Origin of the sequence: Neotamlana sargassicola (assembly GCF_020523965.1) — a bacterium.
GTDB lineage: Bacteria > Bacteroidota > Bacteroidia > Flavobacteriales > Flavobacteriaceae > Neotamlana > Neotamlana sargassicola.
In genome coordinates, this window is record NZ_JAJAPX010000006.1 from 276,167 (window position 1) to 299,626 (window position 23,460).

General features: G+C 32.5%; 29 protein-coding genes and 1 tRNA gene. 17 read left to right on the top strand and 13 right to left on the bottom strand.

Annotated elements, in window-relative coordinates; genetic code table 11:
* Positions 1-55: 55 nt before the first annotated feature.
* The 4 genes from LG651_RS14760 to LG651_RS14775 all read right to left on the bottom strand — a co-directional run bounded on the left by LG651_RS14760 (position 56) and on the right by LG651_RS14775 (position 4,565).
* Positions 56-2,299, bottom strand: a complete 2,244-nt coding sequence (locus LG651_RS14760; RefSeq protein ID WP_226696878.1) for a M1 family metallopeptidase — start codon at positions 2,297-2,299, stop codon at positions 56-58.
* A gap of 110 nt (positions 2,300-2,409) precedes the next feature.
* Positions 2,410-2,913, bottom strand: coding sequence for a DUF6702 family protein (locus LG651_RS14765; RefSeq protein WP_226696879.1), 504 nt, complete (start codon positions 2,911-2,913; stop codon positions 2,410-2,412).
* Positions 2,914-2,971: 58 nt separating this feature from the next.
* Positions 2,972-3,778 (bottom strand): peptidase associated/transthyretin-like domain-containing protein, encoded by an 807-nt coding sequence (locus tag LG651_RS14770; protein WP_226696880.1) that lies wholly within the window; start codon positions 3,776-3,778, stop codon positions 2,972-2,974.
* Positions 3,765-4,565, bottom strand: a complete 801-nt coding sequence (locus LG651_RS14775; protein ID WP_226696881.1) for a hypothetical protein — start codon at positions 4,563-4,565, stop codon at positions 3,765-3,767. Before LG651_RS14775 ends, LG651_RS14770 begins: the two co-directional genes overlap by 14 nt.
* A gap of 117 nt (positions 4,566-4,682) precedes the next feature.
* Here LG651_RS14775 and pepE point away from each other — a divergent pair, with 117 nt between their 5' ends.
* The gene (pepE, locus tag LG651_RS14780; protein ID WP_226696882.1) at positions 4,683-5,390 is read left to right on the top strand and encodes a dipeptidase PepE; all 708 of its coding nucleotides are present in this window, start codon (positions 4,683-4,685) and stop codon (positions 5,388-5,390) included.
* Positions 5,391-5,700: 310 nt separating this feature from the next.
* Here the strand turns inward: pepE and LG651_RS14785 are convergent.
* Positions 5,701-5,773: transfer RNA gene (locus LG651_RS14785), tRNA-Gly, on the bottom strand.
* Between the two features lie 50 nt (positions 5,774-5,823).
* Positions 5,824-6,249 carry a GNAT family N-acetyltransferase gene (locus LG651_RS14790; RefSeq protein WP_226696883.1) on the bottom strand — a complete coding sequence of 142 codons (426 nt, stop codon included), beginning with the start codon at positions 6,247-6,249 and terminating at the stop codon, positions 5,824-5,826.
* A gap of 103 nt (positions 6,250-6,352) precedes the next feature.
* Between LG651_RS14790 and LG651_RS14795 the strand changes: the two genes are divergently transcribed.
* Positions 6,353-6,775, top strand: coding sequence for a GNAT family N-acetyltransferase (locus LG651_RS14795; protein ID WP_226696924.1), 423 nt, complete (start codon positions 6,353-6,355; stop codon positions 6,773-6,775).
* A 78-nt stretch (positions 6,776-6,853) separates the two neighbouring features.
* Positions 6,854-7,621 carry a M48 family metalloprotease gene (locus LG651_RS14800; RefSeq protein ID WP_226696884.1) on the top strand — a complete coding sequence of 256 codons (768 nt, stop codon included), beginning with the start codon at positions 6,854-6,856 and terminating at the stop codon, positions 7,619-7,621.
* 73 nt (positions 7,622-7,694) lie between these two features.
* Here LG651_RS14800 and LG651_RS14805 read toward each other — a convergent pair whose 3' ends face one another.
* Positions 7,695-8,099: an ankyrin repeat domain-containing protein gene (locus LG651_RS14805; protein WP_226696885.1), complete on the bottom strand. Its 405-nt coding sequence runs from the start codon at positions 8,097-8,099 to the stop codon at positions 7,695-7,697.
* Positions 8,100-8,330: 231 nt separating this feature from the next.
* On the opposite strand from LG651_RS14805, the gene gpmI reads away from it, so the two are divergent.
* From gpmI to LG651_RS14835, 6 genes are read left to right on the top strand one after another with little or no spacing between them, the layout of a single operon-like run.
* Positions 8,331-9,848 carry a 2,3-bisphosphoglycerate-independent phosphoglycerate mutase gene (gene gpmI, locus LG651_RS14810; RefSeq protein WP_226696886.1) on the top strand — a complete coding sequence of 506 codons (1,518 nt, stop codon included), beginning with the start codon at positions 8,331-8,333 and terminating at the stop codon, positions 9,846-9,848.
* A 34-nt stretch (positions 9,849-9,882) separates the two neighbouring features.
* Positions 9,883-10,287 carry a BT0820 family HAD-type phosphatase gene (locus LG651_RS14815; protein WP_226544109.1) on the top strand — a complete coding sequence of 135 codons (405 nt, stop codon included), beginning with the start codon at positions 9,883-9,885 and terminating at the stop codon, positions 10,285-10,287.
* Between the two features lie 45 nt (positions 10,288-10,332).
* Positions 10,333-11,151 (top strand): type I methionyl aminopeptidase, encoded by an 819-nt coding sequence (map, locus tag LG651_RS14820; protein ID WP_226544108.1) that lies wholly within the window; start codon positions 10,333-10,335, stop codon positions 11,149-11,151.
* Between the two features lies 1 nt (position 11,152).
* Positions 11,153-11,935: a DUF3050 domain-containing protein gene (locus LG651_RS14825; RefSeq protein ID WP_226696887.1), complete on the top strand. Its 783-nt coding sequence runs from the start codon at positions 11,153-11,155 to the stop codon at positions 11,933-11,935.
* An 11-nt stretch (positions 11,936-11,946) separates the two neighbouring features.
* Entirely contained in the window at positions 11,947-12,714 is a 768-nt protein-coding gene (locus tag LG651_RS14830) for a class I SAM-dependent methyltransferase (protein WP_226696888.1), read from the top strand.
* A gap of 6 nt (positions 12,715-12,720) precedes the next feature.
* Positions 12,721-13,089: a DUF423 domain-containing protein gene (locus tag LG651_RS14835; protein WP_226696889.1), complete on the top strand. Its 369-nt coding sequence runs from the start codon at positions 12,721-12,723 to the stop codon at positions 13,087-13,089.
* Positions 13,090-13,097: 8 nt separating this feature from the next.
* Here the strand turns inward: LG651_RS14835 and LG651_RS14840 are convergent, their stop codons facing one another.
* Complete coding sequence (locus LG651_RS14840; RefSeq protein ID WP_226696890.1) at positions 13,098-14,072, bottom strand: FAD:protein FMN transferase; 975 nt, start codon at positions 14,070-14,072, stop codon at positions 13,098-13,100.
* A complete protein-coding gene (locus LG651_RS14845) occupies positions 14,073-14,450 on the bottom strand; it encodes a Na(+)-translocating NADH-quinone reductase subunit F (RefSeq protein ID WP_226696891.1) in 378 nt (125 codons plus the stop codon).
* A gap of 87 nt (positions 14,451-14,537) precedes the next feature.
* Between LG651_RS14845 and LG651_RS14850 the strand changes: the two genes are divergently transcribed.
* The 8 genes from LG651_RS14850 to LG651_RS14885 all read left to right on the top strand — a co-directional run bounded on the left by LG651_RS14850 (position 14,538) and on the right by LG651_RS14885 (position 19,872).
* On the top strand, positions 14,538-14,807 hold the full coding sequence (locus LG651_RS14850) for a hypothetical protein (RefSeq protein WP_226696892.1): 270 nt from the start codon (positions 14,538-14,540) through the stop codon (positions 14,805-14,807).
* Between the two features lie 302 nt (positions 14,808-15,109).
* Positions 15,110-15,316, top strand: coding sequence for a hypothetical protein (locus LG651_RS14855; RefSeq protein WP_226696893.1), 207 nt, complete (start codon positions 15,110-15,112; stop codon positions 15,314-15,316).
* A gap of 316 nt (positions 15,317-15,632) precedes the next feature.
* The gene (locus tag LG651_RS14860; protein WP_226696894.1) at positions 15,633-16,004 is read left to right on the top strand and encodes an RNA polymerase sigma factor; all 372 of its coding nucleotides are present in this window, start codon (positions 15,633-15,635) and stop codon (positions 16,002-16,004) included.
* A gap of 1 nt (position 16,005) precedes the next feature.
* On the top strand, positions 16,006-16,743 hold the full coding sequence (locus tag LG651_RS14865; RefSeq protein ID WP_226696895.1) for a tetratricopeptide repeat protein: 738 nt from the start codon (positions 16,006-16,008) through the stop codon (positions 16,741-16,743).
* Between the two features lie 143 nt (positions 16,744-16,886).
* Entirely contained in the window at positions 16,887-17,303 is a 417-nt protein-coding gene (locus LG651_RS14870; protein WP_226696925.1) for a CHAT domain-containing protein, read from the top strand.
* 96 nt (positions 17,304-17,399) lie between these two features.
* Complete coding sequence (locus LG651_RS14875) at positions 17,400-17,858, top strand: Na(+)-translocating NADH-quinone reductase subunit F (protein ID WP_226696896.1); 459 nt, start codon at positions 17,400-17,402, stop codon at positions 17,856-17,858.
* A gap of 129 nt (positions 17,859-17,987) precedes the next feature.
* Positions 17,988-19,487 (top strand): PAS domain-containing sensor histidine kinase, encoded by a 1,500-nt coding sequence (locus LG651_RS14880; protein ID WP_226696897.1) that lies wholly within the window; start codon positions 17,988-17,990, stop codon positions 19,485-19,487.
* The gene (locus LG651_RS14885; RefSeq protein WP_226696898.1) at positions 19,474-19,872 is read left to right on the top strand and encodes a response regulator; all 399 of its coding nucleotides are present in this window, start codon (positions 19,474-19,476) and stop codon (positions 19,870-19,872) included. The genes LG651_RS14880 and LG651_RS14885 overlap by 14 nt, the downstream gene beginning before the upstream one ends.
* 78 nt (positions 19,873-19,950) lie before the next feature.
* On the opposite strand, the gene nqrF is transcribed toward LG651_RS14885, so the two are convergent.
* From nqrF to LG651_RS14905, 4 genes are all read right to left on the bottom strand, one after another.
* On the bottom strand, positions 19,951-21,261 hold the full coding sequence (gene nqrF / locus LG651_RS14890; RefSeq protein ID WP_226696899.1) for an NADH:ubiquinone reductase (Na(+)-transporting) subunit F: 1,311 nt from the start codon (positions 21,259-21,261) through the stop codon (positions 19,951-19,953).
* Between the two features lies 1 nt (position 21,262).
* Positions 21,263-21,982 (bottom strand): NADH:ubiquinone reductase (Na(+)-transporting) subunit E, encoded by a 720-nt coding sequence (gene nqrE / locus LG651_RS14895; RefSeq protein ID WP_226696900.1) that lies wholly within the window; start codon positions 21,980-21,982, stop codon positions 21,263-21,265.
* Positions 21,983-22,055: 73 nt separating this feature from the next.
* Positions 22,056-22,700, bottom strand: a complete 645-nt coding sequence (locus tag LG651_RS14900) for an NADH:ubiquinone reductase (Na(+)-transporting) subunit D (protein ID WP_044625883.1) — start codon at positions 22,698-22,700, stop codon at positions 22,056-22,058.
* A 5-nt stretch (positions 22,701-22,705) separates the two neighbouring features.
* Positions 22,706-23,458, bottom strand: coding sequence for a Na(+)-translocating NADH-quinone reductase subunit C (locus LG651_RS14905; RefSeq protein ID WP_226696901.1), 753 nt, complete (start codon positions 23,456-23,458; stop codon positions 22,706-22,708).
* Positions 23,459-23,460: the final 2 nt, after the last annotated feature.

Here is a 23,460-nt window from a genome sequence, read left to right on the forward strand (position 1 = left end):
GAATAAAAAAAGCCGATTATAAATTAATCGGCTTTTTTTATTTTTTTAAATATGTTTAGTTTTGAACTTGTTCTTTAAACTTGTCGAAACTATTTTGTTGGTCTCTTGGCCAAGCGTTATTTGAAGTATCAACATCTGCTGTTTCAAGATCTGGATCTACTACAAAACTAGTAATCGCCTTTTGAGTTTTAAATACCTTGCTAACTTCATTATCGTTATACCTCCATATTTGTGCTGGAAACGTTTTACGTTCTTTGGTTCCATCGCTATATGTAATTTCTAAAATAATAGGCATTACCAAACCACCTGGTTTTTCGAAGGTTACTTCGTAAAAATATTTTGGAGCTTCTATTAATTTAGCTTTTTCAGCATCAGAAAGACTTGCTATATGTTCGTTTAAAAATGCAAAGTCTTTTGGTTCTTTAGCTTCTTCTGGGTTAACACCTTCTGCAAAATAAATAAGCTTGTCTTTATAATCATCAAGATTCATATTATAACGAGCCGCTTGCGTTTTAGCATAATCGGTTGGCTTATCTGTTAAATAGTACTGCTTAACATCTTTAACACCAATATCGGTATAATCTGTAGTGTAAAACCATCCTCTCCAGAACCAATCTAAATCCATTCCAGAAGCATCTTCCATAGTTCTAAAGAAATCGGCAGGTGTTGGGTGCTTAAACATCCAACGTTGCGAGTAAGTTCTAAAAGCATAATCAAACAACTCTGGTCCCATAATGGTTTGGCGTAACATGTATAAACCTGCAGCTGGTTTTGTATAAGCGTTTGGTCCAAATTGATAGACGTAATCACCTTGCGACATAATTGGCGAAATATAATTTTGATCACCTCCCATGTATGGTACAATGTCTTTAGGTAAGTTTCCTGTAATAAAATTTGGATCGTAATCTAACTCTGCTAAGGTTTCTACAAAGGAGTTAATTCCTTCGTCCATCCATGTCCATTGGCGTTCGTCGCTGTTTACAATCATTGGGAAAAAGTTGTGTCCTACTTCGTGAGTAATAACGCCAATCATCCCCCTTTTTAATCGTTCTGAATAAGTTCCATCTGGATTTGGACGTCCGTAGTTAAAACAAATCATTGGATATTCCATCCCTTGTCTTTCTGAATGTACAGAAATAGCTTTACTGTAAGGGTAATCGAATGTGTACTTTGAGTATTCTTCTAGAGTATTAGCAACTACTCGTGTTGAATGTTCTTCCCAAAGCGGATTTCCTTCTTTTGGATATAAGGAAATAGCCATAATATTCTTACCATTTATCTTTACAGCCATGGCATCGTAAATATACTTTCTAGACGATGCAAACGCATAATCTCTAACATTATTTGCTATAAAGTGCCATGTTTTTGTTTTTGTGCTTCTACCCTTTTCGTTTACTTCGGCTTCTTCTTGAGACACGATAAAAACAGGATTGGTGTATTCTTTTTCGGCTTTAGCAAAACGTTTTAATTGTTCTTTTGTGTAAATATCTTTAGGGTTTTGTAACTCTCCTGTAGCTTCTAAAATATGATCGGCTGGAGCTGTAATTTTTACATCATAGCGCCCAAACTCTAAAGCAAACTCACTACGCCCCCAAAACTGCATATTTTGCCAACCTTCAACATTATCGTAAACACATAAACGTGGAAAAAACTGAGCTATGGTATAGTTTTTATTTCCGTCGGGGAAAGTTTCTAAACCAGAACGCCCGCCATCAACATTAATGTCGTTAATATTATACCACCACTTAATACTAAATTTAAAAATTTCACCTGGTGCTAATGGTTTTGCTAAGTTTATACGCATCATGGTACGGTTAATGGTATGCGATAATGCCGAACCATTTTCATTTTTTACGTATTCTATATTAAAACCACCATCAAATCTATCTTTTAAATTAGCCTTTGTAAACGAAATTGGCCCATTAAAAGCAGCATTAAAATTTTCTGACTTAGCATCTGGAGTTTTCGAGTCTTTTGCTCTCATATTTTGGTCTAACTGTAACCATAAATACTCTAAATGATCTTTAGAATTATTGTGATAGGTAATTTTTTCTTCACCAAAAATCTTATCGTTGTTTTCATCTAAACGAATATCCATTACATAATCCACCTGTTGTTGAGTATAAGCGTAACCCGGTGCTCCAGAAGCATTTCTTGTTTCGTTAGGTGTTGCCAATACATCCTTTAATTGTCGAAATTTGTTTTGGTCGGTATGACCTTGCGGCTTCGTTTGTTCTTGTGCAAATAAACTAGACGACACAACAACAAATGAAAACATTAAATAAGTTAGTTTTTTCATTGTTAGTTTTTTGAGTTTTTTTAATGATTTTTGAATTTTAGCCATAAAAGCTAAATTATTGTAACTAAAAACGTCCGAAATTAATAAATTTTCATTTCTAAACGAGGTTTTTAATTAAAATTTAACAGGAAGTTTCTGTTTGAACCTGATAAAACTTTACTCTTTTGCTTATTATAAATTTTGGTTTTAACAATATTTTGCTGTTCATTATAAACATCAAACAAAATGGCATTGCTTATTTCTAGTGTTTTTATGGTTTTCACATTTTCAACTTCTAAATAGCAGCGTACAATATCGCCATCATATTCTTTTCCTATAAAACTAAAATTAGCAGGCTGATTGTTAATTTTTAGAGTAAATTTTTGTTTTATGTATTTTTCGATATAAATATCGCCTACTTCAGGTTGGTTTAAACCTGTTAAAGTAATAGTGTCGTTAAAATTTTTACGTAAAGCAAGCTCTAAATCGTCAACAAAAATTCGAGTGGTTATTTGTATAGCTTCTTTACTCTCGATATAATTTACTTGTGTTACACTTAAGTAATATTTATGTAATCCCGTAAAAGCAAAAAGTGGTAAAACACTAAGCAGTATAAGTACTTTATTAATTTTCATAAATAAAATTTGTGGCTAATTTATAGCAATTGAAATCAAAAAACATTCCATAAAATTATTATTTTTCAACTTCGTTAAGGTTTTTTAGGTATTGTTTATACTTGTAACGCAAGAAAATTAATATTTCGAAATCGCTTTTATGGTTGCAACGCGCCATAAATTGCTCGTCGTCTGCACAAAAATAAAAGAAGTCTGCGTGAAATCTAGCATCTAAGGGATTCGATAAAAAAAAATCTTTAGCCAAACGTGCTTTTACACTTAACATGACATCGTCTTTGCTTTCTATCTCTACACGCTTTTTAAGCATTTTGGTCCTGCCAGTAATAGCATTTATAATTGGTAATATGGAGACTGATCCACCACCGCCCATGGTATTTCCATTAACAGACGGCCTAAAATTTGAAGCCTCACTTAAGCGACGTTCGCTTTGGGTTGCTGGTCTCCCTGTGTAACCTGGTATACCAACATCGTAAAAATTAATGGGTGGTTTTCCTTTTACATTCTTTACATCCGAAAGTAAATCACCTGTCATAAAATTTCCGACCATAACTTCTTCAAGCTCATTAACTTGTTCTTCTAAATAAACTTTTAAAGCTTTTAAATTTATTATACTAGGAGTAATTATAACACTTTTAGGTTTGTGTTGAATAGACGAAAAATGCAAGGTATCGTTAAGCCTAACCAATACTTTAAACTCGCCAACTATATTTGTTATAGTAAATTGGTTTAAACTTTTATTAATAACATGAATATTCTCTACGTTATTTGCGCTTTCTACCCGTCCTAAAATTTCTGTGGTTTGTGCATTGATAAGTTGAAAACTGAAAACTACAAACAGAAATAACCCAAACTTAATTTTTACCATACTCGGTTAAAAAAAGTTTACTTTCTGCAAATAAAAACTCTAACAAATGTATTTCGTTTTCAGGCTTTAAGAGTGACTCATTTAAATTTTTAGTTTCTAAGTAATTTATAAAATCATGCACTTTGTTTTCGGGAATGTTAAAGGTTTGGTTTAAATAATCTACAGTATAAACATCAAGTACATCGTTTGGCTTATCATTTTCAACCTGTTCGTTATTAATGTTTTTGGTTTTGTTTTTAGGCTTTACAAATAAGCCTATAATTTTAACTAAATCTGGCAAATAATTTAAGGCGTTTGGGTTTATTGTAGCTGTTAAGTGGTCTGCAATAACTCGGTTATCAATTGTTTTATCTTCACTCATTGCTAAAGCATCCATGTTACCAACAACCAGAGGTTTAAGAGTAATAGTTTTAACCTCGGCAATATCTCGAATTAAACTACCGGAAAGCCCCGAATTAAGTGTTACTGCATTTAACTGATTTACCTGCTCGATTAATTGAATTTTTAACGTCTTGTTTTTTATTACATCTTCATCAACAATAACCGATGCTGTTTGAAATTGTAATGCCGAAATTTCGATAACATCACGTAGTGCAACATTAATTGTAAACACACCAAATTCGTCGGTAATGGTCCCTTCTCCGGCCGATTTATTAAAAATAGTAACCGCTTCAACATCATTTGCATCCGACAGAATAACACCAGTTACAGTAATACGATTAACCGATTGCGCAAACAATATAACCGGAAAAATAAATACTAAAATTAAAAGTAATTTTGCTTTCACATCAAAAAATTTTCTTTCATAAATTACGCATTTTTTATCTTAAAAAAAAGGTAAAAGGCCTGTAATATTTTGTTAAAACAAATATTTACTTATGTTTACCCTTAAAAATAACAACCTATGAAAAACTTAATTATTGCCAGTACCTCAACCATTCATGGCAGTGGTTATTTAGAATATATTTTACCAACGCTCGCTAAACATTTTAAAAACGCAAATACCATTTTATTTGTGCCCTATGCGCGACCAAGCGGCATTTCGCACGACCAATACACCGAAATTGCTCAAAAAGCCTTTAAAAAAATAAACAAAAAAGTCGTTGGAATTCACACCTTTAAAAACCCAATTGAGGCCGTAACAAAAGCCCAAGCCATATTTGTAGGTGGCGGTAACACCTTTGTTTTAACCAACCAATTGTATGTAAACCAATTAATAACTCCAATGCAAAATGCCATTAAAAACGGCACACCATATTTAGGCACAAGTGCAGGTAGCAATATTTGCGGACTCACCATAAAAACTACCAACGATATGCCCATAGTTTACCCTCCAAATTTTAACGCACTCGCTTTGGTTCCATTCAATATTAATCCGCATTATCTCGATCCAGATAAAAAGAGTAAGCACATGGGAGAAACTCGTGAAACGCGTATTAACGAATTTCATTATTATAATACACCACCAGTAATTGGGCTGCGTGAAGGCAGTTGGCTGCAAGTAAACAATAATACCATAATACTAAAAGGAGAACTCTCTGCAAGAATTTTTGAATATAAAAAAGACGCTTACGAAGTTACACCCGAAACCAATTTAAGCGACTTAAAATAATTTGGGCGTGCCCCGAAGCTTCGGGGTCGGGCTATTCGTTACAAGTCCGCGCTCGTACCTCGCTGTGGGCTTTCCACTGCTATCCCTCACGCAGTATTCAGGTTTTGCAAAATGCATTATATTTCAAAAAAATATTTATCTGTTAATTCAGTATAAAGCATAAAAAACGCCATTGTTTCCAACAGAGTTTCTTGAGCGGGAGACCGGGTTCCCTTCGTCTGCGCTCAGGATAAACTTCTCACCCTAAAAATTTAGACACTAGAAACTTTAAGGCATAAAAAAACTCCATTGTTTCCAACAGAGTTTCTTGAGCGGGAGACCGGGTTCGAACCGGCGACATTCAGCTTGGAAGGCTGACGCTCTACCAACTGAGCTACTCCCGCCTTAATAAGTGGCTGCAAATATATAAACTCCTCACAATTCTGCAAAACTTTTATAACTTTTTTAAAAAATGATACCCTAAAATTTTAAAACCTTCATTGTAATAAAACTTATGCGATGCGTAATTGGTTGAATATGTGTTTAATTCTACAGTTTCGCAGCCTTTACTTTTAACGTAATTGTAAATCCAATTAAAAAATTGCTTCCCTAAACCTTGGCTGCGGTAAGCCTCATCAATAAAAACATGATCTACCTCAACACTTTTACCCGCATAATGCCGAGTACAAAACCATAAACCACAAATACCAATTAATTTATCGGCATCAAAAATGGCAGCACACTCATAATTTTGCTTCGCCATTTCTAAAATACGATCTTTTAAAATGTGAGCAGGAATTTTATAATTGTTCAATTTTTCTACAAGCGGTAAAATTTCTTCAATTCTAGATGTACTTAAAATTTTAAACTGAAATGACATATTTTTTTCGGTTAAGGTAATAATTACTTAAAATATATTAAGTTTGAATTATTAATTTTTTAAAACGTTTAAAATAGAATCTTCTAATTACACTTTAAAATTAATTTCTGCAGAGGAAAGCTATAAAGTAAGACATCCAGTTTTAAGACCCGGACGTCCTTACGAAACCTGTATTTTTGATGGCGATAATCTTGAAAGCACATTTCATTTTGGAGTTTTTCAAAACAACAAAATTTTAGGCATTTGTTCATTCTTCAAAAATCATCATAAAAACCTCAACTATAATTCCCAATATCAATTGCGTGGTATGGCTATTTTGGGTAACCAACAAGGTAAAGGATTAGGTAAACTTGTTTTAAATTTCGCCGAAAACCATATTAAATCTCTAGGTGTAAAAATCGTTTGGTGCAATGCTCGTGAAGTAGCAACCAAATTCTACGTAAAAAACAACTATGCCATTTTTGGAGAACCTTTTAATATAGAAGGAATTGGCACGCACTACGCCATGTATAAGGTATTAAATTAGTGACTTAATCAAAAAACTAGAGTCTAATATTAAGTAAGCTAAAATTTTGTATTTTTAAATTAACTATTATACCTAAAAATGAGAGGAAGAAATTTAAAATTCAGGTTATTAATAGGTGCTGCCATTGCCCTATTTTTTGTTTTTAAACGTTGTAGCCAACAAGAAGTTAACCCATATACAGGGCGAACACAAACCATATCAATGGAACCAAACGATGAAATAGCTATTGGTTTGCAAAACGCACCGCAAATGGCACAACAACATGGTGGTTTGCATGAGAATACACAATACCAAGCTTTAGTGGACAATGTTGGCAACAAACTTGTAAATAGCAGTATTGCCAGAGAAACACCATACCAATACGAATTTCATTTACTTAGCGATCCTAACACCATAAACGCATTTGCTTTACCAGGCGGACAAATTTTTATCACCTATGCATTATTTGCAAAACTGGAAAACGAAGACCAATTGGCAGGAGTTTTAGGCCATGAAATAGGACACGTTTTAGGCCGCCATAGCGCCGAACGTATTGCTGAAAGCGAATATTGGCAAGGATTAACTACAGCAGGATCTGTTGGTGCAGATATGGGTGGCGTTATAAGCGGCATAGGACAAAACACCTTATTAACAAACGGGCGCGACGACGAACTTGAAAGCGACGACTTAGGCGTAAAGTTTATGATAAAAGCAGGTTACAACCCACAAGAAATGATTGGCGTTATGCAAATTTTAAAAGCTGCTGCTGGACCTAACCGTGTACCAGAGTTTCAAAGTACACATCCCGATCCCGATAATCGCATTGAAAAAATACAAGAGTCCATTAAAAAATATAAAAACCTTTAAAAAGTAAAAGCCTTGTAAAAAACAAGGCTTTTTTTATGAGTGACTAGCTCAAATAATTATAAAATGAATACAATTATTTTTTCTTTTTCTTTTTAGACAATGCATCCTTTATAATTACAGCTGTATCTTTTGCGCCATGTAATTTGGCATACTGTAAAGCTGTCATTTTTTTACCTGCGCATCTGGCTTTTAAATCGGCACCGTGAGTTATCAGCAACTCTAAAATTTCAGTTCTGTTAAATTTTGCAGCGTACATAGCTGGAGTCATTCCGTTTGAACGTTCGTTTACATCTGCTCCTCTTGCTATTAATTTTTGTACCGTTTCTAAATCGCCATGTGCAATAGAAACACAAAAAGAATTCACTTTAAAAAAATACTCGTAATTTACTACGTTAAAATCGTTAGGAATAGTTGAAGCATTAACACTTGTTGCACCTAAGCTTAATGCGATTGCGGAAATAATGATTGTTTTTTTCATGATGAAAGATTTAATGATTTATGATTGTTTTTTGATTTACTTAAAAGACGCTTCAAATTTTATTCTGTTACAATAAAACACTAAAAAATTTTGTTTTTAACAATAATTTCACATTAATATTAGTAATTCACCAAATACTTAAACACCTAAAACCGCTAGCATTTATAAGGCTTTTATTCCCAAATATTATTAAACTTAGTTATATTTGTTTCAAATTAAATTTTATTAAAAATGAACAAAAAAGTTATCTTAATGATACTTGATGGCTGGGGAAATTCTCCAGATCCAAAAGTTTCTGCTATAGACCATGCCAACACACCATTTATAGATTCGCTTTATAATAATTACCCTTATGCAACGCTTCGTACCGATGGCTTACACGTAGGTTTACCTGAAGGCCAAATGGGAAACAGCGAAGTAGGACACATGAATTTAGGAGCAGGACGAATTGTATATCAAGATTTAGTAAAAGTTAATTTAGCCGTTAAAAATAAAACACTAAATAACGAGCAGGTTTTAGTTGATGCCTTTAATTATGCAAAAACAAACAATAGAGATGTGCACTTTTTAGGATTATTAAGCGACGGCGGTGTACATTCACATATCAATCATTTATTTGGTTTATTAGATGCAGCTGATGATTTTGGTTTAGAAAACACATATGTTCATGCCTTTACAGATGGTCGTGATGTTGATCCAAAATCTGGATACGGTTTTTTAACCGAACTAGAAGAACATCTTGAAAAAGGTAAAGGAAAAATTGCTTCGGTAACAGGTCGTTATTACGCCATGGATCGTGATAAACGTTGGGAGCGTGTTAAATTAGCTTACGATGCTGTAGTAAAAGGTATTGGTGAAAAATCTAAAAACGTTACAAATTCTATTCAAAAGCAATATGATGATGACGTAACAGACGAGTTTATAAAACCTATAATTATGGTTGATGAGAAGAATGAACCCGTTGCCAAAATTAAAGATGGTGATGTAGTTATATTCTTCAACTTTAGAACCGATCGTGGTCGTGAATTAACTGAAGCCTTGTCGCAAACAGATTTTCATGAGCAAAACATGCACAAACTCGATTTGCATTATGTAACGCTTACTAATTATGACGATACCTATAAATATGTAAACGTAATTTTTAATAAAGAAAATTTAAAAGAAACTTTAGGTGAAGTACTTTCTAAAAACGGTAAAAAACAAATTCGTATTGCAGAAACCGAAAAGTATCCTCATGTAACCTTTTTCTTTTCAGGAGGTCAAGAAGCTGAATTTGAAGGGGAATCCCGAATTTTACGAAACTCACCAAAAGTAGCAACTTACGATTTAAAACCTGAAATGAGTGCTTTCGAGTTAAAAGATGCCTTAATACCAGAATTACAAAAAGGCGAAACCGATTTTGTATGTTTAAACTTTGCAAATGGCGATATGGTAGGCCATACTGGAGTTATGGAAGCAGCTGTAAAAGCTTGTGAAGCTGTAGATGAATGTGTAAAAGAAGTTATCACAACTGCTTTAGAAAACGATTACACTACTATTGTAATTGCAGACCACGGTAACTGTGAAACTATGATAAACCCAGATGGTTCACCAAATACAGCGCACACAACAAATCCGGTGCCAATTATTTTAGTAGATAAAGACATTAAGGAAATTAAAGACGGCATTTTAGGTGATGTAGCTCCAACTATTTTAAAGTTGATAGGCGTGCCACAACCAGAGGCCATGACACAACATCCGTTAGTTTAATTTATAACAATACCGCAACCCTAAGTCCGTTTCAATGAATTTAAATAAACAATTAATTATTGCTGTCGATTTTGACGGCACTATTGTAGAGGATGCCTACCCAAAAATAGGAAAACCAAAAATTTTTGCATTTGAAACCTTAAAAAAACTTCAAAGTGAAGGGCATCGTCTTATTTTATGGACTTATAGACATGGTGAACGACTTAACGAAGCCGTAAAGTTTTGTGAAGATAATGGTATTTTCTTCTATGCCATTAACAATAGTTTTCCAGAAGAAAAATTTAGCAACGACGCTAGTAGAAAAATAAACGCCGATGTTTTTATTGATGATAGAAACATTGGCGGCTTTATAGGTTGGGGTAAAATTTATCAAATTATTACCAACGAAACACCCAATATTCCCGAAAAGAAAAAAGGCTTTTTAGGTTTATTTAAATAGCCTAATCGTAACAATATTGTATCTTTGCCTTTTATTTTTAAAACCATGATAGTAGTAAAAACAAAAGAAGAGATCGAGTTAATGAGAGAAAGCGCCCTAATAGTTTCTAAAACTTTAGGCGTTTTAGCAAAAGAAATAAAACCTGGGGTTACTACCCTACAATTAGATAAAATTGCAGAAGAACATATACGCGATCATGGTGCTATTCCTGGTTTTTTAGGACTTTACGATTTTCCAAACACTTTATGCATGAGCCCAAACCAACAAGTGGTTCATGGCATACCTAACGATAAACCTTTAGAAGAAGGCGATATTATATCGATAGATTGTGGTGCTTTAAAAAATGATTTTTATGGCGATCATGCCTACACTTTTGCTGTAGGTGAAATTGATGCCGAAACCGAAAAACTTTTACAAGTAACCAAAGAATCTCTTTATGTTGGTATTCGCGAATTTAAAGCCAATAACCGTGTTGGCGATGTTGGTTATGCCATCCAGAAATATTGCGAAGACCATGGCTATGGCGTAGTTCGTGAACTTGTGGGCCACGGCTTAGGTAAAAAAATGCATGAAGACCCAGAAATGCCAAATTACGGCAAACGTGGTAGAGGCAAAAAATTTGTTGAAGGTATGGTAGTTGCAATAGAACCTATGATTAATTTAGGAACGCATCGCATAAAACAACACAGCGATGGTTGGACTATTACAACCAGAGACAATAAACCAAGTGCGCATTTTGAGCACGACGTTGCTTTAGTTGATGGAAAGCCAGAGTTACTATCTACCTTTGCTTACATATATGATGCATTAGGAATAAAAAGTGACGAAGAAAACGAATTTAGACAAGAAGCATTAGTTTTATAACATGACTTACATTCAAGATATACAAAAAGAGTTAGAACCTTTATTATCAGAATTAAACAATCATAAACTTTATAAAAATTTACAAACTATTGATGATGTTAAAATCTTCATGGAACATCATGTTTTTGCGGTTTGGGATTTTATGTCTTTATTAAAAGCCCTGCAAAACAAATTAACATGCACATCATTGCCATGGACACCTGTTAAAACGCCATCGACAGCACGGTTTATAAACGAAATTGTTTTAGGTGAAGAAACCGATGTAAACGAGCTTGGTGAACCTAAAAGCCATTACGAAATGTACTTAGATGCCATGACGCAAATTGGTGCAAATACAAATCAAATTGAAGCTTTTGTAAAAAGTATTTACAATGGTATAACTATAAAAGAAGCTTCAGAAGAAACTAAAGTTAACTTAGAAACTATAAAATTCGTTGAATTTACATTTAATGTTATTGCATCGGAAAAAGCACACCTAATTGCTTCTGCTTTTACTTTTGGACGAGAAGATTTAATTCCTGATATGTTTTTTCAAATTATAAACAAATCAGAAACTAAAGACAAATCCTATAGCAAATTAACTTATTACTTAGAGCGTCATATTGAATTAGATGGTGATGAACACGGGCCTTTATCATTAAAAATGATAGAAGAGCTTTGTGGAAATGACCAGACAAAATGGGATGAAGTTAAAGAAATAGCTATTGAAGCGATTAAACAACGCATTGCTCTTTGGGATAATATTGCAAACTTAATAGAGGCTAATAAATCAATTTTAGCATAATAATTTACCTTTTGAAATCTCTTTTTAAGCTCATATTAAACCTAATACCAAGGCCTTTATTAATTAGGTTAAGTTATTTAGCAAAACCGTTTTTGGCTTTAATATTAAAAGGAGATAGATACACCGATCCTATTGATGGTAAAAGTTTTAAATCGTTTTTAGCTTACGGTTATGTAAAACAGCGCGAAAATATTTTATCGCCCTCCACTCTATCTTTAGAAAGACATAGATTGTTATGGCTGTTTTTAAAAAATGAAACCGATTTTTTTTCAGCAAATAAAAAAGTACTTCATTTTGCACCAGAACAATGCTTTTTAAAACGTTTTAAAGCTTTAAAAAACATAGAATATACGACAACAGATTTACTTTCACCTATTGCCGATGTAAAAGCAGACATTTGCGATTTACCTTTTAAAGATAATAGCTACGATATTATTTTCTGTAATCATGTTTTAGAACATATTCCAGACGATACAAAGGCTATGCAAGAATTATTTCGTGTGATGAAGCCAGGTGGATGGGGCATTTTTCAGATTCCACAAGATTTGAATCGTGAAGTAACTTTTGAAGATGATTCCATTACGGACAAAGCCGAACGTGCTAAAATTTTTGGACAATACGACCATGTTCGCGTTTACGGTAAAGATTACTTTGACAAACTTAGAAGTATTGGTTTTATTGTTGAAGAAGTAGATTATACAGCTAAACTAACTAAAGAAGACATCGATAAATATCGTTTAGCAAAAGATGAAATCATTCCTTTAGTTCGAAAAAATTAAACCAACATGACACAACAAGTTTTTATTATTACAGGTGCTTTATTCGGAATGCTAGCCATTATACTTGGTGCTTTTGGTGCTCATGCTTTAAAGAAAACACTCTCTGAAGATCAACTTAAAAGTTTTGAAACCGGTGTAAAATACCAAATGTACCATGCCATTGTTTTATTACTTCTTGGTTTTAATTTTCAGTTTTCAACTTCAGCAATGTATTGGTGTTTTACCATAGGAATTATTCTATTTTCCTTTAGTATTTATGGTTTAGTTTTAAGCGATGCTAAAGGGAAGAAATTAAAATTTTTAGGGCCAATTACGCCTATTGGAGGTTTACTTTTTGTAGCTGGTTGGTTATTAATAATTTTGCAAGCTCTTTAAGCTTACAATTATTCTGGAAAACCATTTAAAGCAAGTGTTTCAATTTCATTATTTTCATTTTCAAAAATTAAAAACACTTTTAATTCGGGGTGATGTTTTAAAAACTCTTTAATTTTATTTACACCCATGGCTTGAAATGCAGTTGCGTATGCATCAGCAATCATACACTCGCTTGCAATTACAGAAACGCTTAGCACATTGGTTTTAGTTGGATAGCCCGTTTTAGTATCGATAATATGCGCGTAACGGTTACCATTATCATCAATTTTAAATTTACGGTATGTTCCAGAAGTTGCCATAGCTTTATTGAGCAATTGTACAGTTTTCAAAATCGATTGCTCCCCATTAAAGTTAGGATTTTCAACCCCGATACGCCATTCCTTATTTTTTTCTATATTTTTTCCGTGTACTCTAACCTCTCCTCCAATTTCAACTAAATAATTAGCTATATTTTTAGATTCTAAAAACTCTCCAACAACATCAACACCATACCCTTTCGCTATAGCATTAAAATCGATAAAAGCATCTTTGGGCTTGGTAATTTCATTATTAATTTTAAAAATTTTATCAAACCCAACCGACTGCATTAAGCTATCTATAATTAAACTATCTACACTAATAATATTATGCTCAGAACCAAAACTCCAAGCATTAACCATGGCTCCTATGGTTGGATCAAAAGCACCATCTGTATTATAAAAAATGGCTTTTGAAGCCTTAAAGACCTTATTAAAATAAGTATCTGTTTTAACGGCTTCACCCCTATTTATTTTTGAAATTATGGAATTTACCTGATAGTTTGAAAGCGAATTATTTATTTGGCCAAACAAACTATCTATTTCATTAGAGAAATTAATATCAGAATCATAAATAATAGAATACGTTGTGCCAAATACCGCCCCCTGAAGTTTTATGTTTTTACCTTGCTCTGTTTTACAATTAAAAACTACGAAACAAATAATTAATAAAAAGACTTTTTTCATTTAATTTAGGTTAGTTTCTAGAACTTGAATACCACTGTATTGTAACAAATATTCTTCATCTAAATAAATAGGTGTTTTAGCATCGTCCTTACTACCTAATCCTACACCAGCATATAATACTTTTGCATTATTTTCTCTGGCATGTTTTTTAAAGGTTTCCATCCAAACCACATTATAATTATTTGGGTTTTCGGGTAAAATTACAGCTCTTACAATTACAAAATAATACTGACTGTTTTTATCTATGCAAACAAACTGAGGATGTTTTTTAAGCTTACTATTTACCGCCACAAACTCAAAACCACGTTGTTCTAAATCTTTCCCAACATGATTCATTGCTAGATTATGTAATTCTTGTTCCGTGAGTGGCTTCTTCATAGCGCAAAAATAAAAATATTTTTTTTGATGATTATGATGACATTTTAAAAATATTTCGATGATTTATAAATTAAAGCAATTAAAATTATGAAATATTTAAAACTACTAAGCGGCATAACACTAATTATAAACCTATTAGGGTGCAGCACTAACATATCTGGAAACACTAACAATTTAACTGGTTTTACTTCGCCAGATAATTGTCCGCAACTACCAGCAGACCCAACATCGGCATATTGGGAATACGGCAAAGGAAAACCAATTCCATTATTCGAACAACCTATATTGCAAAATCCGCAAGCCAGATTCTCGTGCGCACATGGCAACTTAGGTATGCCACCATTAACACCTCCATAAGGTTATACCGCTGTAAATTATGCTAACCCAAACACTAATTCGTTTGGTGTTAACATAATTCGAAACAATGACGCTGCTGTTTGGCGTTATGTACCTACGTCGTCATATCCTTCAAATTTTGATAGTTTAAGCATTTTAAATATTGAAATTAATAACGTAACCAACGCATTTGGGTTTAACGGAAACTACAACATTCTATGTGAATTAGAGCCCATAATATTTATTGAGAATGGAGTATTTAGAGTTACAAGAGCCCGCATTATAGGGTTTAATAATACCCGTGCTTTAAAATTGATTCTGCCTTGTATTTAGAGAGCTTACCAACGGCTAGTCTAACCCATGTCGTTGCAGCAGGCCTAGTTACCGAGTATGACAACTTGTTTATGAATATATTTTTGCCATTACACTTTCAACTTTATCCAAAAGAAGGAAGTCCATTATCGGACAGAGATAATGACGGTGTAGCAGATATTTTTAACAGTGCCCCAGACAACCCCAACGTACAATAATACCTGTTTAAATAAGAAAAAAGTAGATAAACGAAATTATAAACCTTTTAGTAGTAATGTATTTGTTCTAAATTGATTAAGTTGTATATTTCCTTAGCTATTAACATGAGGAAATCTATACATGCATTAAGTCAAACCGAACTTATTAATGCTTTAAAAATAAACGATTCATATATTTTAAAGCAATTTTACACGTTACATTATAAAAAAATTGAAGCATTAGTTTTAAAAAATAGTGGCATAACAGAATATACCAAAGATGTTTACCAAGGTGCTTTTTTAACTGTTTTGCCCCAAACAGCTAAAGCCGACAAGTTTGTACCAAAAAAACGAAACCGCTTTACAAGGTTATTTATACAGTATTGCAAAAAACAAATGGACCGATGTTTTACAACCGAAAAACTTTAAAAATGCCAATAAATTAAACGAATTAACCTTAAACGAAACGCACGATAACAATAATGATGATGCCTTGACAAAGCAAAACCTAAAATTAAAAGCGGTTATGGTTGCATTTAAAAATTTACGACAACCATGTAAACAACTATTGGCCGATTATTATTTTGATAAAAAGTCGTTAAAACAAATTGCGCTACATTTTAAAATTGAAGAAAATACAGCACGTAATAAAAAATATCGTTGTATAGAGAAATTAAGAAACATGGTTATGGCACAAAAAAAACAATAACTTGGAAGATAAAGAATACATATCAAAAGAATTATTCGAAATTATAGAACGTTATATTAATGGTAATATGACGCTAAAAGAGCAGCAAGACATTAATCAGCTCATTGAGCTCGATGTTGACTTTAAAAGAAAGGTTGAAGAGGTAAAAACCTTTATTCATGATGTTGAAGCCCAAGCTTTAAAGGAAAAACTAGACGATTTTCATGAAACAGCCATAAATGAACCAAAAATTTCAACAAAAAATACTTTAATGTATTTAAATTTAAAACGAATAGCTGTAGCTGCAGCCTTTGTTATTGGTTTAGGTAGTATTTGGTTTTTTAGCATTCCGCAAAACGAAAAATTATATGCAAAATATTATAAAAACGACCCTGGATTGCCAACAACCATAGGTAAGAGCAATAATTATGAATTTTACAATGCCATGGTTAAATACAAACAAGGTGATTACAAAAATGCCATTAAATCTTGGCAAGCATTAGTTGAAAAAAAACCAAAAAACGACACTTTAAATTATTTTATAGGAGTAGCACATTTGGCCAATAAAAGCGTAGATTCTGCCATACCGTTTTTAGAACGAACAGTACAATCTAAAAAAGAGTTTCCTTTAATTAACGAGGCAAATTATTATTTAGGATTAGCTTATTTAAAGGAAGGAAATACAGAATTGGCAAAACAATTTTTAACTAAAAGTAATAACAACGTAAGTAAAGAATTACTTTTAAAACTCTCCGATTAAAATGAAAACTCAACTAAACTTCAAATACGTTTTTATTTGTTTTACCATTTGTTGTATAACATTTCCCCAAAGTTTTCCCGATTAATTTTTGCAAAACAAGATAAAAACCTGATAACTCTTTATATACATTCATAATTTACAATATAAACTTCAATTCTAATTTAGCCATTTTAACTGGTTGCGAAACAGGGAAACCAGTCTTTCAAACTGGTGAATATATGATATCGCTAGCACATACCTTCAATTTTGCAAGAAACGGAAGTATTTTAACTAGCTTATGGAAAATAGACGAAAAAACAAGTTCCGAAATTTTAAAATTATTTTACAATAACATAAAAAATGGCTTGCCTAAAGATAAAGCCTTGCATTTAGCAAAATTAATTTTTAAAAAAAAGAATGAGGGTCGTTTATTAACACCATGTTATTGGTCTGGTTCAATTTTAATGGGCAACATAGCTCCCATAGCCCTTAATTCGTATAAAAACCTATTTATTTACACCTCAATCATAGTTTCGATTTCTTTAATTCTGTCCATATTAATTTTAAAACGAAAAAAATAAAAAATTAAGCTCTCTTATTCAAGAGATAAAATTTAATAGTTTTTTTATCTTAAATAAACTATTATTTAATAACTTAGGACATAAACACATACACTTATGTCTCGTTTAGAAAATGCCATAAAAAAGCTATACATCGCTTTTAATGAAAATACCTTAAATCCAGAATGCTGCAAACAATGTGCTGTTGGAAATATTCTTGACAAAACGGATAGCTGGAAATATTTTTCCGATGACCATGGAACAACAAACCTTAATTACGTAGGTCAGGTGAACCAATTAATGGGGAAACGTTTTAATGGTTATACTCCAGAAGAATTACTTAAAATAGAAGCCACATTTTTAAAGGCCTGTGGTTACCAGCTGCCCTATAGTTACAGAAACAAAAAACCAAATAACCCAGAAGACAAAGATATTTTATTAAAGGGCTTATTAGAAGTTATTGACCTACTTTATACACTCGATGGAGAAAAAAACATCATAAATTATAACCCATTCTTCTCAAATAAAAAAAGCACTTCCAAATTAAAAAAAGAAAGCAAAATTATAGAAATATAAAATTATACCTACAAATACGTGTTAACATTTTTTAAAAATAGTGCATTTTATCGATTTTTTTTACCTTTAAACTTGTTAACTAACAAATAATTTAGTATTTTCGCCTTTGAAAAATTAACCCTCCAAAAAATGCAAAGCTCTAAGAACGTACTTTCAATGAATGAAAAAGAATTTTATTTAGATTTTATACAAAGTACTGCTAAAATTGGATTTTGGGAAGTATTTCTTGATAGTAATACAGTTATTTGGAGTCCCGAAACCTATAAAATTCACGAGTTACCATTATCATACAAACCTAGTGTTAAAGAAGGAATAAACTTTTATAAAGAAGGATATAGCAGAGACACTATTAGCAAAGCCTTTAAAAATTGTGTTGAAAAACATGAAAGCTACGATGTGGAATTACAAATAATAACTGCAAGTGGAAAAGAAAAATGGGTGAGAGCTATTGGTAAAGCACAAGTAAATAATGGTATTTGTTTTAAAGTATCGGGAGTTTTTCAAGATATAGATGAAAAAACAAAAATTACTACAGAACTCGCCCGAAGAGAACAGTTATTAACTAAAACCTTTGAATTAAGTGCCGTTGGAACGGTTACTTTAGATTTAAAAGGTAAATTCCTTGATGCCAATAGAAGCTTTTGTGAGACTTTTGGATATACAAAAAACGAATTATTAGCGCTTTCTTTCTTAGATATAACTCACCCTAACGATAAAAATAAGGGCAAGCAAGCCATTATGGATATGATGAACGGTAAGGTAAATTATTTCCAAACGGAAAAAAGATACCTAGGAAAAAACGGTAGAACAATTTGGGCTTTTATCTCATCAACTTTAATACGAGATAATAATGGGCAACCGTTGCATTTTGTTACTCAAATTAACGACATATCGCAAATAAAACGAAGTACTAAAAAAATAGTTAATTTATTAGATACTACCGAAAACCAAAATAAAAGACTTTTAAATTTTGCACATATAGTATCTCACAACTTACGTTCCCATTTCTCTAATTTAAATATGTTATTAGATTTAGCGAAAATGGAAATTCCAGAATCTACAGAAAACGAGATTTACCCCTTGTTAAAACAAGCAGTAGACCATTTGGGTGAAACTGTGGATAACCTTAATGAAGTAGCTTCTATAAACACGAAAAAAGACATTAAACTCGAACCTATTAGTTTATTACCTACTATAAATAATATTGCCAATAGTATTGCTGCCCAAATTATTGCCACAAACGCAAAATTATCAATTAATGTCGACGATAATATAACGGTAATGGCCATACCAGCCTACCTAGATAGTATTATTTTAAACTTTTTAACGAACGCTATTAAATATAAAAAACCCAATGACAATCCTGTAATTGATATCAATGCAGAAATTAAAAACAATTTTGTAATTTTGAAAATACGTGATTACGGAATGGGAATTGATTTACAAAAATATGGTGAAAAACTATTTGGAATGTATAAAACCTTTCATAAGCATAAAGACTCTAGAGGCATAGGTTTATTCATTACCAAAAACCAAATTGAAGCCATTGGAGGTCAAGTTCAAGTAGAAAGTGAAGTAAATTTAGGTACAACATTTATTGTGAAATTAAAAAATTATGAAAAAAATTGATGTTGCTTGTATAATCGATGACGACCCTATATTTATTTATAGTGTTAAAAAATTAATGAAACTAGCAAACTTTTGCGAGTCTTTTATGATATTTAATAACGGCCAAGAAGCAATAAATAATTTAACGCCTATTTTAGAATCTGGTGAAAATATGCCCAACGTTATTTTACTAGATTTAAATATGCCTATTATGGATGGCTGGGAATTTCTTGATGAATTCACAAAAATAAAAGCTCACAAGGAAGTGGTTATTTACGTAGTAAGTTCTTCAATCGATCCTCAGGATAAAAACAGATTAAAAACCTACGAAGCCGTTTCAAAATTTATAATTAAACCAATAAATGTAGAATTACTAGCAAAAATTTCAGAAGAACTAATTGCTTAATTTTTAAAAATATTTTAAATAAAAAAGCCAACTAATTTATTTAGTTGGCTTTTTTGATTCTTAAACTTAACTTTAATATTATCCACCAAAGTCATCAAATCGAATATGTTCATCTGGAATACCAAAATCCTCACCCATTTTTTGAACGGCTTTGTTCATTAATGGTGGTCCACAGAAATATAGTTCTATATCTTCTGGAGACTCATGATGGTTTAAATAATTATCGATTACACAATTGTGAATAAATCCAACAAAACCATCGCCTTCTTCATCATGAATATCTTTCTTAACCTTCCAGTTATCTTCTGGTAAAGGTTCAGATAATGCTAAGAAGAACTTAAAGTTAGGAAACTTACGCTCTAACTCATAAAAATGCTCTAAATAGAACAATTCACGCTTAGAACGTCCACCATACCAATAAGTAACTGTTCTTCCTGTTTCTAACGTCTTAAATAAGTGATATAAATGCGAACGCATTGGTGCCATACCAGCACCACCACCAACGTAAAGCATTTCTGAATCACTTTCGTTAATAAAGAACTCTCCATAAGGACCAGAAATAGTTACTTTATCACCTTGCTTTCTTGAGAAAATATAAGATGATGCCACACCTGGATTTACATCCATCCAACCGTTTTTATTTCTATCCCATGGTGGCGTAGCAATACGCACGTTAAGCATAATATCACGTCCTTCTGCAGGGTAAGAAGCCATAGAATAAGCACGCTCCACTATATCATCATTTTTCATTACTAAAGGCCAAAGACCAAACTTATCCCATTCTGCTTGAAACTTATCTGGAGTTTCATGCTCTTCTGGATGCGCTGTAATATCTATATCAGAATACTTAATTTCACATTGAGGAATTTCAATTTGAATATATCCACCTGCTTTGTAGTTCATATCCTCTGGAATACGAACAACAAATTCTTTAATAAATGATGCTACATTGTAGTTTCGTACAACTTCTGCTTCCCATTTCTTAATTCCGAATACTTCCTCTGGAATTGTAATGTTCATGTCTTGCTTAACTTTTACTTGACAAGCTAAACGCGCACCATGTTGTAATTCCTTTCTTGTAAAATGAGGGGTTTCGGTTGGTAAAGCTTCTCCTCCACCTTCTAAAACATGACACTCACATTGTATACAAGTACCACCACCACCACAAGCCGATGGTAAAAATATTTTTTGATTACCTAAAGTTGATAATAAACTACCACCTGAGGCTACTTCAATTTCTTTTTCACCATTAATAGTGATTTTTACTGGACCAGATGGCGATAATTTTTGTTTTACAAATAATAATAACGCCACTAACAACAATGTAATTACTAAAAAAGCACTTACTGTTGCAATAACGGTTCCTAATGTTCCTGCTGCTAAAATCATATTACTTTATAACTTTTATGTTGTTAGCGACTTCAATGTCTTCTTTTGTATCTTCTTTTTTCTCAATTTTGGCAGCTTTTTCTTCTGCTGGAGCCTCTTCATCTCCACCTGTAAGCATTCCTCCAAAACTCATAAAACCAATGGCCATTAAACCAGTAATAATAAAAGTAATACCTAAACCTCTTAATGGAGCTGGTACGTTAGAGTAACGTATTTTTTCACGTATTGCCGCGATAGCTAAAATGGCTAAAAACCATCCTATTCCAGAAGAAATACCATAATTAAATGCTAAGCCTATAGTTTGAATTTCACGAGATTGCATAAATAACGAACCTCCTAAAATCGCACAGTTTACAGCAATAAGCGGTAAAAATATACCTAAAGAGTTGTATAAAGATGGTGAAAACTTTTCTACCACAATTTCCACTAATTGTACCATAGTTGCAATAGTTGCAATAAACATGATAAATGAAAGGAAACTTAAATCGTACTCTGCATATTCTGCCCCTAACCATTTTAAAGCACCTGGTTGTAAAATATATTGGTCTAACAACCAGTTTACAGGCACAGTTACAGCTAATACGAAAACTACTGCAGCACCTAAACCAACGGCTGTACTTACTTTTTTAGATACCGCAAGGTAAGAACACATCCCAAGGAACGTGGCAAATACCATGTTATCTATAAATATTGATTTGAAAAATAATTCTATATGTTCCATATGATATTAGTTTTTAGTTGCTAGTTGTTAGTTTCTGGCCTAAAAACCATCAACCCCTAACCATTAACTAAATTTAATCTTCTATTAAATCTTTATTTCTACTACGTTGTACCCAAATAATAATTCCAACAACAATTAACGCCATTGGCGATAATAACATGAAGCCATTGTTTTCGTAACCAATAGCATATAATCCTGTTTTCTCAATTGGGTCTCCTAAAACTTTAAATCCTAATAATGTACCAGAACCTAATAATTCTCTAAAGAAACCTACTATAACTAGAATTACTCCGTAACCTAAAGCATTACCAATACCATCTAAAAACGAACGCCATGGTCCATTACCTAAAGCAAAAGCTTCAAAACGTCCCATGATGATACAGTTGGTAATAATTAAACCTACAAATACCGATAGGGTTTTACTTAATTCGTACGAGAAGGCTTTTAAAACTTGATCTACAATAATTACCAAAGCGGCAACTACAACTAGCTGAACAATAATTCTAATTTTTGAAGGAATAATGTTTCGCATTAACGAGATTACCACGTTACCTATACCTAATACAGCCATTACAGACACAGCCATTACAATTGATGCTTTTAACTGAGCAGTAATTGCTAAAGCCGAACAAATACCTAATACCTGAATAGTAATTGGGTTATTATCTGCTAACGGATCGGTGATTAACTTGGCATCTTTTTTTGATAAAAGTCCCATACGTTTTAGTTATTTTTAAGATTATCGAAATAAGGTTTGTAAAGCTTTAAATCGCTTTTTATCATTGCTGTAACTCCATTACCTGTAATGGTGGCTCCTGCAATTGCATCAACCTCGTTATCGGTTTTGTTTTCGTTTTTTGGATCAGCATTACCTTTAGCAACATCTACACCTTTAAAGTTTCCGTTGCTATCTAACAAATGCTCTCCAATAAAGTCATCCATAAAGAAGCGTTCTTTAATATTTGCTCCTAAACCAGGTGTTTCTCCTTTGTGATCGAAATAAGCACCTTGAATAACCATATTTTTATCCACAGAAACATATCCCCAAATGGCATCCCATAAACCTTTACCGTAAATTGGAATAACATAATATGTTTTACCATCTTTATCGCCTAAGAATATAGGTAACTTTCTTTCATCTGGATTATTTGTTCCTATTGTTTTTTGTTTTTTAATATCGATAAGGTACGCTTCAGCATCTTCTGTTACATTTCCATTTTGCATTACTAATTGTTTAGTAATATATTTTGAAAATAGGTCTTGAGCTTCGCTTGCATCAACAAACACAGCGCTACCTTCATCATTATTATTAACACCCATAGCGTACAGAATGTTTTGTTGCTTTTCTATACGTTGATTTTCTGAAATTTTTGGAGCTAAAGATGAAGCTGTAAATGCTAATAAAGCTCCTACAATAATTACCATAGCAATGGCAAATATTATGGTATATACGTTACTATCTGTTTTATTACTCATCT

Excerpts from the sequence above, each read along its gene's own strand:
- LG651_RS14760 (WP_226696878.1), bottom strand. The coding sequence starts at position 2,299 with ATGAAAAAACTAACTTATTTAATGTTTTCATTTGTTGTTGTGTCGTCT.
- LG651_RS14765 (WP_226696879.1), bottom strand. The coding sequence starts at position 2,913 with ATGAAAATTAATAAAGTACTTATACTGCTTAGTGTTTTACCACTTTTT.
- LG651_RS14770 (WP_226696880.1), bottom strand. The coding sequence starts at position 3,778 with ATGGTAAAAATTAAGTTTGGGTTATTTCTGTTTGTAGTTTTCAGTTTT.
- pepE (WP_226696882.1), top strand. The coding sequence starts at position 4,683 with ATGAAAAACTTAATTATTGCCAGTACCTCAACCATTCATGGCAGTGGT.
- LG651_RS14790 (WP_226696883.1), bottom strand. The coding sequence starts at position 6,249 with ATGTCATTTCAGTTTAAAATTTTAAGTACATCTAGAATTGAAGAAATT.
- LG651_RS14800 (WP_226696884.1), top strand. The coding sequence starts at position 6,854 with ATGAGAGGAAGAAATTTAAAATTCAGGTTATTAATAGGTGCTGCCATT.
- LG651_RS14805 (WP_226696885.1), bottom strand. The coding sequence starts at position 8,099 with ATGAAAAAAACAATCATTATTTCCGCAATCGCATTAAGCTTAGGTGCA.
- gpmI (WP_226696886.1), top strand. The coding sequence starts at position 8,331 with ATGAACAAAAAAGTTATCTTAATGATACTTGATGGCTGGGGAAATTCT.
- LG651_RS14815 (WP_226544109.1), top strand. The coding sequence starts at position 9,883 with ATGAATTTAAATAAACAATTAATTATTGCTGTCGATTTTGACGGCACT.
- map (WP_226544108.1), top strand. The coding sequence starts at position 10,333 with ATGATAGTAGTAAAAACAAAAGAAGAGATCGAGTTAATGAGAGAAAGC.
- LG651_RS14825 (WP_226696887.1), top strand. The coding sequence starts at position 11,153 with ATGACTTACATTCAAGATATACAAAAAGAGTTAGAACCTTTATTATCA.
- LG651_RS14835 (WP_226696889.1), top strand. The coding sequence starts at position 12,721 with ATGACACAACAAGTTTTTATTATTACAGGTGCTTTATTCGGAATGCTA.
- LG651_RS14840 (WP_226696890.1), bottom strand. The coding sequence starts at position 14,072 with ATGAAAAAAGTCTTTTTATTAATTATTTGTTTCGTAGTTTTTAATTGT.
- LG651_RS14845 (WP_226696891.1), bottom strand. The coding sequence starts at position 14,450 with ATGAAGAAGCCACTCACGGAACAAGAATTACATAATCTAGCAATGAAT.
- LG651_RS14850 (WP_226696892.1), top strand. The coding sequence starts at position 14,538 with ATGAAATATTTAAAACTACTAAGCGGCATAACACTAATTATAAACCTA.
- LG651_RS14875 (WP_226696896.1), top strand. The coding sequence starts at position 17,400 with ATGTCTCGTTTAGAAAATGCCATAAAAAAGCTATACATCGCTTTTAAT.
- LG651_RS14880 (WP_226696897.1), top strand. The coding sequence starts at position 17,988 with ATGCAAAGCTCTAAGAACGTACTTTCAATGAATGAAAAAGAATTTTAT.
- LG651_RS14885 (WP_226696898.1), top strand. The coding sequence starts at position 19,474 with ATGAAAAAAATTGATGTTGCTTGTATAATCGATGACGACCCTATATTT.
- nqrF (WP_226696899.1), bottom strand. The coding sequence starts at position 21,261 with ATGATTTTAGCAGCAGGAACATTAGGAACCGTTATTGCAACAGTAAGT.
- nqrE (WP_226696900.1), bottom strand. The coding sequence starts at position 21,982 with ATGGAACATATAGAATTATTTTTCAAATCAATATTTATAGATAACATG.
- LG651_RS14900 (WP_044625883.1), bottom strand. The coding sequence starts at position 22,700 with ATGGGACTTTTATCAAAAAAAGATGCCAAGTTAATCACCGATCCGTTA.
- LG651_RS14905 (WP_226696901.1), bottom strand. The coding sequence starts at position 23,458 with ATGAGTAATAAAACAGATAGTAACGTATATACCATAATATTTGCCATT.